The organism is Bradyrhizobium sp. (assembly GCF_049691595.1).
Classification (GTDB): domain Bacteria; phylum Pseudomonadota; class Alphaproteobacteria; order Rhizobiales; family Xanthobacteraceae; genus Bradyrhizobium.
This window is the reverse complement of record NZ_JBAVNZ010000585.1, coordinates 1-12061: the sequence shown is the minus strand read 5'-3', so window position 1 is coordinate 12061 and position 12061 is coordinate 1. Positions and strand designations below refer to the sequence as shown.

Below are 12061 nucleotides of genomic sequence, written 5' to 3'. Positions count from 1 at the left end.
GGCCTGCAGGTCGGTCGGCTCGCCGCCCGACAACTCGTCGCGCATATGGATGATCGACCGCACGGTCGACCACGTCAGCCCCGCGACCTTGGCCAGGATCATGACGCCTTCCGCGCGGGTTTCGATCATCATGTTCTCGGCGATCGCGACGGTGACATTGGCCATGGCCGCGATCGCAGCATTGGTTTCGTCGAACTTGCCGGCCTCCGCGAACGAAGCCACCTGGCGTTCGTCGAGCCGGCCGTCCTCGTGCAGTGACTTGACCAGCGCATGGGTGATCGCGGCGTCGCGGGTGACCGCCGAGGGCGCGGAGCGCGCGCGCCGCGTCGCCTCGCGAACCGCGGTCGGCACTTCCCTGGCCCGCTCGGGATTGGCGGCTTCGAGCCGCTGCCGTACCGTATCGGAGGCCTTTGCCAGCAGTTTCAGATAAAGATGCCGCGGAATGGTCGGATGCAGGCCGAGGCAGGTTGCGAGATTGTCGTCTCCCTCGGCTCGATTCATAAGGCGGGTAAAGCCGCGCTCGGTGAACTCCGCGCCGGGATTGTTGACCGTGCTCTGAACCACCTCGTCGTTGCCGCGCTGCACCAGCACGTCGGTTACGGCACCACTCAGCACTTTCCGCCGTGAAATCGCCATCAGATGCGCCTGGCTCTTGCTCCGCGCATTCTCGATCAAGGCTTCGTCGTCGAGCCGCGCCGATTGCGACAGCACGGGGCCGGCGACCTCGATCATGTCATCGAATGCCAGCGCCCGGATCGTCTGCGGCGGCGCGGTGTCGATCGGGGCGAGACGATTGGAAAGCAGCGCCTTGGCCGAGGTTTCGATGTGATGCATCAGGCACTGGAACACGTCATCGAACAGCCCGATCTGCTGGTCCGAATAATCCACGGCGCCGTTGACGAACAGGTCGGTCACCCGGCGCAGGGTCTCGACCCGGCGCGCGACGGTTCCGTGCGCCAGTGTGGCCTGCAGTTCGTCGAGCAGATTTTCGGGGGCGATCGCGGGCATCGAACTCATGACTCTATCCTGGAGCGTCCAAGGGTACCGACCGGTGCCGGCTTCTCCGGCCCCGGAAGCGGAAATGGGTCGGTCAGGCGCGGGAGACACGATTGCGCCCCCCTGCCTTGGCGGCGTAAAGCGCGTGGTCGGCGCGCGCGAGCAACGTATCCGGGCTCTCATTGGGTTTCAGCGTCGCCACGCCGGCGGAAATCGTCACCTTCATGCCCGGCGAGAACGCGCTCCAGTCGAGATCGGCGACAATCGCGCGCAGCCGGTCGAGAGCCCGTACCGCGCCGTCGTCGGACAAGTCGGGCAGCACCAGCAGGAATTCCTCGCCGCCATAGCGGCCGAACCGGTCGATGCGGCGGATATTCGCGAACAGGGTGATGGCGAAGGTTCTCAGCACCTCATCCCCGGTGGGATGACCGTAGGCGTCGTTGATGCGCTTGAACCAGTCCAGGTCGATCAGCGCGATCGAACAGGGCGCTCCGCCGCGGCGGGCGCGCGCGATCTCCTCGTCCAGCATGCGCATGATGCAGCGGCGATTGAACGAGCCCGTCAATTCATCGAGCTCGGCAAGCTCCTCGATACGCTTGTAGGCTTCCTTCAGCTTCAATCCGCTCCGGTAGAGCGATTGCTTCATCGAGTTGGAAAAGATTCCGACGAACATGCAGCGCCCGATGGTCAGGGTGAACGCCAGCATCGTGGTGAAGCGTTCGAGGTAGGTGCCGTGCGGCATCGAAATCGGTTTGTCGGTCAAGAGGAACAGCGCTGCCAGACCAAGCGCCGCCGCGGTCCAGATCAGCATCGTCTGCCGCGGCGTCGCACGCAGCGAGCTGAGGCTGAACAGGACGAAAAGGGTACACAGGAACATCACGCCGACTTCCGGCGCGACAAAGGCGAAGGCGAGCACGATCATCATGCCGGCGATCGACTGCTCCACGACCAGGTAATGATCGCTGAAGCGCTCGTTGAACCCGAACTCCGAAAGCATGATGCAGAAAGCGATGAAGGTCAGGCCGCAGGCGGCATAGGCCGGGCCGATCAGCACCGGTATCGTGCCGGCACGGGCATAGAGCAGCAGGATCGCGGCATCGACGACAAGGCTGACGGCGATCATTCCCTGAATCCGGCGGCGCTGCCCGGCGCGGCGCGCCAGCATCTCCGCCGTCGGCCGGGAATCCGGGCCTTCCAGCTCGGCCGCGGTCGGAATCAGGAATGAGGACGCAGCGCTGCCCATGGTCTCGCCAGTGTGAAACTGGTCGAAAATCTAAGTGGCAAAGCCTTTAGGTTTGGTATCTTTTGGGACCGATTCTGGTCCGTTAAAACCCGCAATAATCCTCGTATTGCAACGGAAATCCGCCCCATCGCGACCGTGGGCAGGATAGCTTGAAGGCGGCTTTGCGCCGGCTCGCCGCAAGCGGCTGCTGCCTTGCGGGCCAAGCCTTGGTAAGGTCGCGCCGGTCGGCGCGATTTCCAGGGAAAGCATCTCCGTATCATGATACCAATACCTCGGCTTCGCGCGTTCTCGCCTGCAGGAAGGCTCCCGAACCTTCTGTGGCGGAAGTCACACATGCGGCCAGGTCATTGCTGTACTGTGAAGAATCGTGCCTTCCGCGTCGAACCAGTCGCGGCCTGCGTCCGACAAACCTTTCGAGACGGCCATTGAGCGCGGCACAGGCGACTTCCGACGAGGTTCTGATCGCCCGGATCGCTCAAGGCGACCGGCTCGCCATGCAAGTGCTGTATGGAAGGCACCATGTCAGGGTGTTTCGTTTCGGGCTGCGGCTCGTGCGGGACGAACAGGTTGCGGAGGATCTCATCAGCGAGGTTTTCCTCGATGTGTGGCGTCAGGCTGGCAAGTTCGAAGGCCGATCCGCCGTTTCAACCTGGCTGCTGGCGATTACGCGGTTCAAGGCCCTTTCCGCGCTACGGCGCCGGAAGGACGTCGGACTGGACGAAGAGGCCGCGAACGCGATCGAGGACACCTCCGACGATCCGGAATTGGTGGTGCAGAAGAAGGATACCAGCCAAGCGCTGCGCAAGTGCCTGACGTCGCTTTCGCCGCAACATCGGGAGATCGTCGATCTCGTCTACTACCACGAGAAGTCCGTGGAAGAGGTGGCTGAAATCGTCAGTATTCCGCAGAACACCGTGAAGACGCGCCTGTTTTATGCGCGCAAGAAATTGGCCGGACTGCTCAAGGCAGCCGGCATAGAGCGAGGCTGGCCGTGATGGCAACAAGCAAGAAAATGCCGGATCGAGAGCCCGGCGAAATCGAGATGCTGCTGCCATGGCATGCGGCCGGCACGCTGAACCCGCGCGACGCACGCCGCCTCGACGAGGCGCTCGTGCGCGATAGCGAATTGTCGAGGCAATATGCCGTGATCCGCGAAGAATACGCCGAGACCATCCGCCTCAACGAGAGCCTGGGTGCGCCATCCGTGCGCGCCATGCAGAAACTGTTTGCCGCGATCGATGCCGAGCCCGTGCGCAAGCCGTCGGCGTCGTCCAACATCTCGGTGCGGATATCGGAGTTTTTCGGAAAATTGTCGCCGCGCACGCTGGCCTGGTCGGCGAGCCTCGGCGCGGTTGCGCTGTTGTTGCAGGCCGGCGTGATCGGCGCGGTGCTGATGAAGAACCAGACGGCTTCGTTCCAGACCGCGTCGTTGAGCACGAGAGAGCCGTCGCCGGCACTCACCCGCGATCTGGGCGCCGCGCCACCGCGCCTTTTGGTCCGGTTCACGCCGGAGGCGCGCATCGCCGACATCACGGCGCTGCTCGACAATTATCAGGCCTCGATCGTCGAAGGCGCCAGGGGCGGCCTGTTCCGGGTGCAGTTCGGCAACAGCGCGATGGGCAAGAACGACCTCGCCGCGCTGATCGGCAGGCTGCAGAGGGAAAAGATCGTCAGTCTCGCGGTGGAGACGCCGTGACGGCGCGCGGCGTGCTGCGCCAAGCTGAGGTTGCATGACCCGCGATCTCCTGAACTGGCGGATGAAGACGGTGGTGACGTTGACCGCTGCGGCATTGCCTTTCGCCTGTCTTGCGCCTTCACCGGTTCACGCGCAGAACATCATGCGTTCGCCGGGCATCAATATCAATTCACGGGTGCCGACGATCAATTCCACGGTCGCGCCGCGGATCGATCCGAACATCGCGGGCCGGTCCAGCGTGCCGGTCAATACCATCGCACGAACGCCTTCACTGCGGGCTGGCGCGACGGGCTCGGCGATGCGGACGGGCCTGCTGTCGGGGCTTTCCTATGCGCGCTATCCGCATAACCTCTATCCGGCCTGCGACTACGCCTATCGCGGCAGCGATGGCGAATGCTTCGATCGTCCGGTGGCCGCGACCGATGGCGGCGGCAACGGTTCTTCGGCCAAAAAAAGCAGGAACAGCGGCCCGCGCGGCAATGCGCCGCAGAACGCGATCAATCTGCGCGCCGTTGCCAATGAACTGGTCGCGGAAATCGACGGCGCGTTGACCGACGCGCAGGCCGATGCGCTGGCACGACGTCATGGCCTGAGGCGAGTCGGATCGCAGAGTTTTGCGCTTCTTGGCGCCACCATCGGCCTGTTCCGCATCACCGATCGCCGCCCGGCGGAGGTGGTGCGCCGCGAACTGGCGGCCGACGGCAGCGTCCGTTCGGTGCAACCCAATTTCCGTTATCTGCTGCAGGATCAGAAGATCGTATCGACCGAGGGCGATCCCGCGCAATACGCGCTGGCGCAGCTCCGATTGCCGCAGGCGCATACGCTTGCCCGCGGCATGAACGTCACCATCGCCGTGATCGATTCGGGAATCGACGCCAGACATCCGGAACTGGCGAATTCGATCGCCGACACCTTCGATGCGCTCGGCAGCATGCAAGGTCCACACACTCACGGCACCGGCATCGCCGGCGCGATCGCCGCGCATGCGAAACTGATGGGAAGCGCGCCGGAGGCGAGAATTTTGGCGATCCGCGCATTCGGCGCGGCGGCAGGCGGCGCGGAAAGCACCAGCTATGTGATCCTCCGGAGCCTCGACTACGCAGCGCTGCATGGTGCGCAGATCGTCAATATGAGTTTCGCCGGCCCGAAGGATCCCCTGATCGAGCGTGGTATTGCCGCGACCGCGGCCAGGGGCATCCTGCTGGTGGCCGCCGCCGGCAATGCCGGGGCGAAATCGCCGCCGCTTTATCCGGCCGCCAATCCCAACGTGATCGCGGTGAGCGGCACCGACCCGCAGGACAAATTGTTCGCGGCCTCGAACCGCGGCAGTCATGTCGCGCTCGCGGCTCCCGGCGCCGATATTTTCCTGCCGGCGCCGGACGGCAAATACCAGATGACATCAGGTACGTCGTTTTCCGCCGCTTATGTCAGCGGCATCGCGGCGCTGATGCTGGAGCGCAATCCGGCGTTGAAGCCGAACGAGACGCGCGCGATTCTGACGAATACCGCCCGCGACCTCGGCGCCCCCGGCCGCGACGATTTGTTCGGCGCCGGCGAGGCCGATGCTTTCGCAGCGGTGACCGCCGCTATCGCCGCGCCGGCGGTGCCGGTTGCCGCCGCCAAAAATGCTCCGCCGGCAGAACCGACGCCGGATCGCAATAACGCTTCCGTGAGCAGGGCCCCGATCGAGCCAGCGCCGGCAGTGGCATCGGACAAATCGGTCGCAATCGGCGCCAATCGTCCCGCCGTGCAGTGATTTTCGGCGCCGGAGACCCCGATCGGCGCCGCGGCCGCCCGGCAGAAAGTTAAAAAATCGCCTGATGTCTTGAACGTGCCGCGAGCCTGCTGCGACTAATTTTCGTGGGAGCGGGCAATCCCTCCCCATCGGCTGTATTCGGCGCGAGCGCCCATCCACCCCAAGCGCCCATATGGCTTGACCCGTCCGGTCGTCCCCCCGGACGGGTCTTCATTTCGATCTCACATTTTCTGTCCTGCTTCAAAAGGCGATCGGGCGACCGCGCGTCGGGGCCATGGCGGTCCGCGGCTTGATCATGGACAGGGAGAACAGCATCGATGCGACCTTCCCTTGCGGGGAGCTATTGGCCATGGGCGCCTGCTGGACAACAGGCAAGTTTTCCACAGAATATAACTGTCACGTCCAATTGATTCGGTTCGGTTGCGTCTGCGTCCGTTTTCTTCTTACGGGCAATTTTATGACAGATCGAACGGATGTGGCGCGGGGCCGCGACCTCGTCGCGCGCTGGTGTGCTCTCGCGGAGCGGCGGCTGGAATATCTCACGGAACTGTTCGAGACCGGGCGCTGGCGTCGCTATCACGGCGAACGGGCAATTCTCGAGAACATCCGGGAAGCCAAAGCCACGGTCGAGATATGGCGCGATCTGCAGACGCGCGAGGCGTCGCTGGATAATTCCGCCGTCGATTTCTCCTGGCTTGGCCGCGCCCGGCCGACGCTGCCGCGCGCCGACTATTTGCAGGACCGGGCGTCGCGGCTTCAATCGCAGCCGCCGGCCAAACCAGGGCTGCATGTCGTTGCCGGCGACGCCGGAGCCGCAAAGGTTGCCGCGGACGAAATGCCCGCCGCACCGGACTTGCCTGCCGTTCCGGTCGCACAGCCCGCCGCGGCGCTCACGCTCGACCTCGACGTGATGCAGCGACGCTATCCGCTGCTGCGAAACGTGCTGTGATCGTCGTCGCGGCGAACGCCGGGACCGATACGCCGCGGCCTATCAACAGGACGATGGGGTAGTTAGCTTCCGCCGCAGCCGGGACGGTGGTTACGGGCCCCCCGCGGGAGGCGACATAAAGGCTCTATCTGCGCACCGCGTTCGTTCCGATCACCACCTGCGCGTAGCGCTGGGCGCCTTCGGCGGTGAGGTCGGTGGTGATCGCGCGTGCGTGGTCGAGCCCGACCACGGCGCCGCGCGGCGTTCCCGAAATCATGTTGCTGTCGACCAGTGCTGCGCCGGCGCCCGGCACCACCGACACGCCGACGCCGATAAAGGCGTCGCGGATCACATTGCCCGTGATGGCGATGTCGCGCAGATATTTGCCCCAACCGGCGACGATGCCGAAAGCCGGCGCGTTCTCGATGACATTGCCGGTAACGGAGGCGTCGGCCTCGACATAGATTCCGATGCCGGCGTCGTCGTCGGGCGCGGTGCCGATCGGCCGCTTCGGAACGAGGTTGCGGATGATATTGCCCTGGACCACCGCGATGCGGCCGCCCTCGTTGAAATTGCAGACGGAGACGCCGACGGCCGCGCCATCGACGGTGTTGTTGGCGATCACGGCGCCTTCGAACGCGAATTCCGAATAGAGCGCGACCTCGCGGACATTGCTGACGCTGTTGCCCGTAATCTGGATGCCGGACGCCGAATTGCCGCGCACCGCCGAATAATCGCAGTTGCGGATCCGGTTGCCGCGCACGATCACATTGCCGGCGCGGAAGGCGTTGATGGCGTTGCCATGCTGCCCGGAGCCGCCGGGGCCGGCCTTGATATCCTCGATGCGGTTGTCCGCGACCAGCGTGCCGTCATCGCCTGTCGCGGTGCGCAGGATCTCGATGCCGTTGTCGTCGGTCCCGGCAATGGTGTTGCGCGAAACGATCAGGCCATGCGCATCGAACGACACCAGCGCCGATGTCGCGATATTGGTGAAGATGTTGCCGCTGATGTCACCGGAGACCTGCTCGAGCCAGACGCCGTTGCCGCCGCTGCCGACGATCTCGCAATCGGCGATGCGGATGTTCCGCCCGCCGATGCAATGCACGAGGCCGCGCCGGGTCGGCAGCGGAATGCTGCCGCCATCGAGCGTGATGCCGGACAGGCCGAGGTTGTCGGTGCCTTCGCCCTGCAGCATCGAGGCGCCGCCATTGAAGAAAAGTTTGGTCGCGCCGCGCACGCCGACGAGCTGTGCGCCGCTGTGCAGGCGCAGCATGCCGGTGCGATAGATGCCTGATGGCAGCGCCAGCGGCACCTGCGCGCGCGCGGCGTCGTCGATGGCCCGCTGCAGGTTTTTGGTCTGATCGTCCGGACTGCCGGGGCGGACGCCATAGTGCGTGACGTCGCGGCCGAGCGCGGAGGTGAGCGGCGCCGCGTGTGCGCTGTTCTGCACCATCGCGAGCGCGCCCGCCGCGCCGGCGGCGGATGCTCCGATCAGATGACGGCGGTTCACGTCCATGGAATGACCTTCGCGAAGCGCGCATTTCGCATTCGCGCGCAACAGATAGCGCGAAAAGCGGCGATGCATGGTGAAGGTGAGCGCGAAAGCCGGCAATTGTCGAGGTAGGGTTAATGTCGGCCGAGTATCTGGAGTTGGAATCACGGAGATCGTGTCCCGGACGCGGTGCAGCGTTCTTCACGATGCACCGCAGAGCCGGGACCTGCTTGACCCCGGATCAGCAGCGCACCGCTTCGCGCTGCGCAGCATCCGGGGAACGCCCTTCAGAATGTGCAGCAATCCGCATTGCCCCTCGTGTCAGCTTCGCCATCTCCAGCAGCATCGCTTCACCGGCATCGACCAGTTCTTCCAGCGTGATGCGTGAAAAACCCTTGCGCCGGGAGCTGCCGTCGCGCGCGAGCAACGGCACATGCACGAACGAGGCAAGGCGCAGGTCATCGTCGTTGCCAACCGCCTCGATCGCGCGCCAGCTCAAATAATTGCAGAGATAGCTGCCGGCATCGCGCGAGATTCGCGCATCGATTCCGGTGCCGGTGGCGGCACGGAGCAGTTTGAAAGCATGAGGGCCGAACATCCTGGCGTCGGCGCCATCGGCAATCGATCCCTTGCGCGACCGCGTGCGATCGGCGTCCGGCCATAACGTGGTCACCGCGTTGCGGGCGCGGGTTTCGACCCGAACGTGCGCGGTGCGGTCCGCAAGGCCGAACATCAGCAACGCCCGCGGCCGGTGTCTGGCCAGCAGCTCTGGCAATTCGCGGTCGACGGTCGCGTAGCTGACGTGGAAAATATGGCCGATGCGTTCGACCTCATCGAAAGCCGGGCGCCGCAGCCGCGACAACCGCGCCACCAGCGGCCCGGTCGGATTGAAGGGCGCGCCAGGAAACGGGCCAAAGCCGGTGATGAGGATTCGGAGTTTTTCGGTCATCGCAGCATCTCCGCGATCTGTTCGGCGGCAAGCGCGGGCGTGATGCGGCCATCGGCGACCTCGGCCTCGATCTTCTTCACCCTGGCACGGATCGCCGGGTCGGCGCGCAGCCGCGCCATCATCCGCTGCTCCAGCATCGACCACATCCACTTGACCTGCTGCTCGCGCCGCCGCGCGGCGAATTCTCCCGACGCATTCATCGCGGTGCGATGATCCAGGATTTTCTGCCACAGTTTTTCGATGCCGGCGCCGGTCAGCGCCGAATAGGTTTCCACCGGCGGGTGCCAGTGTTTCGAGCGGGGGCTCAGGATATGCAGCGCGCCGCGATATTCGGCCGCCGCCAGATTGGCGCGCTTGATGTTGTCGCCGTCGGCTTTGTTGATCGCGATCATGTCGGCGAGTTCGACCAGGCCCTTCTTGATGCCCTGCAGCTCGTCGCCGGCGCCCGGCAGCATCAGCGCCAGGAAAAAATCCGTCATGTCGCAGACCGCGGTCTCCGATTGCCCGATGCCGACGGTCTCCACCAGCACCACGTCGAAGCCTGCCGCCTCGCAGAGCAGCATCGCCTCGCGGGTTTTGGCGGCGACGCCGCCCAGCGTGCCGGCGGCCGGCGAGGGGCGGATATAGGCATGGTCGGAGGCGGAGAGCCGCGCCATCCGGGTCTTGTCGCCGAGGATCGAGCCGCCGGTCCGCGACGAGGACGGGTCCACCGCGAGCACGGCGACCCTGTGGCCGCGCGCGATCAGGAACATGCCGAGCGCGTCGATGGTGGTGGACTTGCCGACCCCGGGCGCGCCGGTGATGCCGACCCGCACGGCCTTGCCGGTGTCCGGCAGCAGCGCCTGCACCATCTCCCGCGCCGCCGCCTGATGATCGGCGCGCCGGCTTTCGATCAATGTGATCGCGCGCGCCAGCGCCGCGCGGTGGCCCGAGCGGAGGTCTTTTGTCAGTAGGTCGATGTCGATAGAGGCGTTATTTGGCAGGGGCATGCCCTCGGTTTACAACGGCAGGGCGCGGCAGGCGAGGGGGGCGCGTGGTCGATGATTTGGGGGGACGCGATACACACAGGCGTCATCCAGGATGACGATTACTCAGCCGGGTTCCCGAAGGTGCCGTTCTGCGCATACTTTGAGCGGCATGAGCTTGTCTTGCGATATCGTCCAAAGAAGGTTGGTTTCAATACGATCGCGTGCATTTTCAAGGCGATCACCAATGTCGGCAATGACTTGCCAATCGACGCCATTCTCGACGGCTTTGAGGTTCGCAGGAATGTGGCCCGACGCGATGCTGATAATCTCGAGCAGCCGCTCCAAAGCCAGCCGTCGCATCCGATCATTAGCGAGCGCATCCTGCGAAATTTCATGCAGTTCCTCTTGAACGGCGTCAATCGCCGACAAGATATGAGCGAAGCGATCGGCTGTGAATGGAACGGCATCTGATTCCGTCATTAGCCAGCCGCTCATCGTGGTCACCCCAATTTAATTAGCTCGGTCAGCTACTCCGCTGCCTCGCTATGGCCGAGCCGCGCATTGAGCTTGTGGATCAGCTCCTCGGCGGCGTCGGCAATCACGGTGCCCGGCGGGAAGATCGCCTCGGCGCCCGCCTTGTAGAGCGCGTCGTAATCCTGCGGCGGCACCACGCCGCCGATGATGATCATGATGTCCTCGCGGCCCTGCTTCTTCAGCGCGGCCTTCAGTTCCGGCACCGCGGTCAGATGCGCCGCCGCCAGCGAGGAGACGCCGAGGATGTGGACGTCGTTCTCGACCGCCTGCCGCGCCGCTTCCTCGGCGGTGGCAAACAGCGGCCCGATATCGACGTCGAAGCCGACATCGGCAAAGGCGGAGGCGATCACCTTCTGGCCGCGGTCGTGGCCGTCCTGGCCGATCTTGGCGACCAGGATGCGCGGGCGGCGGCCCTCGGCGTCCTCGAACGCATCGATCAGCGCCTGCACCTTTTCGACCCGGTTGGACATGCCGGATGCCTCCCGCTTGTAGACGCCGGTGATGGATTTGATTTCGGCGCGATGCCGCCCGAACACTTTTTCCATGGCGTCGGAAATCTCGCCGACGGTGGCCTTGGCGCGGGCGGCGTCGATCGCCAGCGCCAGAAGATTGCCGTTGCCTTCGCCGGCCGAACGGGTCAGCGCCGCCAGCGCGTCATCGACGTCTTTCTGGCTGCGCTCATTCCTCAGCCGCGCCAGCTTGTCGATCTGCAAGCGCCGCACGGTGGAATTTTCCACCTTCAGCACCTCGATCGGCGCCTCGTCGACCGGCTTGTATTTGTTGACGCCGATCACCGCCTGCCGGCCGGCGTCGATCCGCGCCTGGGTCCTGGCGGAGGCCTCTTCGATCCGCAGTTTGGGCACGCCGGCTTCGATCGCCTTGGCCATGCCGCCGAGCGCCTCGACTTCCCTGATGTGGCCCCAGGCTTTTGCCGCGAGATCGCGGGTCAGCCGCTCGACATAACAGGAGCCACCCCAGGGATCGATGATGCGGGTAGTGCCGCTCTCCTGCTGCAGGAACAGTTGCGTGTTGCGCGCGATCCGGGCCGAGAAGTCGGTCGGCAATGCCAGCGCCTCGTCGAGGGCATTGGTGTGCAGCGACTGGGTGTGGCCTTGGGTTGCCGCCATCGCCTCGATGGTGGTGCGCATCACGTTGTTGAAGACATCCTGCGCGGTCAGCGACCAGCCCGAGGTCTGGCAATGCGTGCGCAGCGAGAGCGAGCGCGGGTCCTTCGGGTTGAACGGCTTCAGAAGCTTCGCCCACAAGAGCCGCGCCGCCCGCATCTTGGCCACTTCCATGAAAAAGTTCATGCCAACAGCCCAGAAGAACGACAGCCGCGGCGCGAAGCGGTCGACATCGAGGCCCGCGGCGAGGCCGGCGCGGAGATATTCGACGCCGTCGGCGAGCGTATAGGCGAGTTCGAGGTCCTGCGTCGCGCCGGCCTCCTGCATGTGATAGCCGGAAATCGAGATCGAATTGTACTTCGGCATCTTCTGCGA

At 64.8% G+C, this 12061-nt stretch carries 11 protein-coding genes; 4 read left to right on the top strand and 7 right to left on the bottom strand.

Translation table 11 applies throughout. The features are described 5' to 3' along the window. Nucleotides 1-1017: DUF2336 domain-containing protein (locus WCE35_RS23590; protein WP_424595718.1), on the bottom strand; the 1017-nt coding region annotated here is incomplete at its 3' end. Nucleotides 1018-1090: 73 nt separating this feature from the next. Then, nucleotides 1091-2239 (bottom strand): GGDEF domain-containing protein, encoded by a 1149-nt coding sequence (locus WCE35_RS23585; protein ID WP_424595717.1) that lies wholly within the window; start codon nucleotides 2237-2239, stop codon nucleotides 1091-1093. A 425-nt stretch (nucleotides 2240-2664) separates the two neighbouring features. Here WCE35_RS23585 and WCE35_RS23580 point away from each other — a divergent pair, with 425 nt between their 5' ends. The 4 genes from WCE35_RS23580 to WCE35_RS23565 all read left to right on the top strand — a co-directional run bounded on the left by WCE35_RS23580 (nucleotide 2665) and on the right by WCE35_RS23565 (nucleotide 6640). Beyond that, on the top strand, nucleotides 2665-3234 hold the full coding sequence (locus tag WCE35_RS23580) for a sigma-70 family RNA polymerase sigma factor (RefSeq protein WP_424595716.1): 570 nt from the start codon (nucleotides 2665-2667) through the stop codon (nucleotides 3232-3234). Beyond that, nucleotides 3231-3935 (top strand): hypothetical protein, encoded by a 705-nt coding sequence (locus tag WCE35_RS23575; protein WP_424595715.1) that lies wholly within the window; start codon nucleotides 3231-3233, stop codon nucleotides 3933-3935. Before WCE35_RS23580 ends, WCE35_RS23575 begins: the two co-directional genes overlap by 4 nt. Before the next feature lie 34 nt (nucleotides 3936-3969). Then, complete coding sequence (locus tag WCE35_RS23570) at nucleotides 3970-5691, top strand: S8 family serine peptidase (protein WP_424595714.1); 1722 nt, start codon at nucleotides 3970-3972, stop codon at nucleotides 5689-5691. A 274-nt stretch (nucleotides 5692-5965) separates the two neighbouring features. Beyond that, the gene (locus tag WCE35_RS23565) at nucleotides 5966-6640 is read left to right on the top strand and encodes a TIGR03809 family protein (RefSeq protein ID WP_424595713.1); all 675 of its coding nucleotides are present in this window, start codon (nucleotides 5966-5968) and stop codon (nucleotides 6638-6640) included. A gap of 124 nt (nucleotides 6641-6764) precedes the next feature. Here WCE35_RS23565 and WCE35_RS23560 read toward each other — a convergent pair whose 3' ends face one another. From WCE35_RS23560 to WCE35_RS23540, 5 genes are all read right to left on the bottom strand, one after another. Beyond that, entirely contained in the window at nucleotides 6765-8135 is a 1371-nt protein-coding gene (locus WCE35_RS23560; protein WP_424595719.1) for a TIGR03808 family TAT-translocated repetitive protein, read from the bottom strand. A gap of 217 nt (nucleotides 8136-8352) precedes the next feature. After that, on the bottom strand, nucleotides 8353-9060 hold the full coding sequence (locus WCE35_RS23555) for a pyroglutamyl-peptidase I (RefSeq protein ID WP_424595712.1): 708 nt from the start codon (nucleotides 9058-9060) through the stop codon (nucleotides 8353-8355). Further along, nucleotides 9057-10049 (bottom strand): methylmalonyl Co-A mutase-associated GTPase MeaB, encoded by a 993-nt coding sequence (gene meaB, locus WCE35_RS23550; protein ID WP_424595711.1) that lies wholly within the window; start codon nucleotides 10047-10049, stop codon nucleotides 9057-9059. Before meaB ends, WCE35_RS23555 begins: the two co-directional genes overlap by 4 nt. Nucleotides 10050-10151: 102 nt before the next feature. Continuing rightward, the gene (locus WCE35_RS23545) at nucleotides 10152-10523 is read right to left on the bottom strand and encodes a DUF86 domain-containing protein (RefSeq protein WP_424595710.1); all 372 of its coding nucleotides are present in this window, start codon (nucleotides 10521-10523) and stop codon (nucleotides 10152-10154) included. Nucleotides 10524-10555: 32 nt separating this feature from the next. After that, nucleotides 10556-12061 (bottom strand): methylmalonyl-CoA mutase family protein (locus WCE35_RS23540; RefSeq protein WP_424595709.1); only part of this gene is annotated, 1506 nt, incomplete at its 5' end.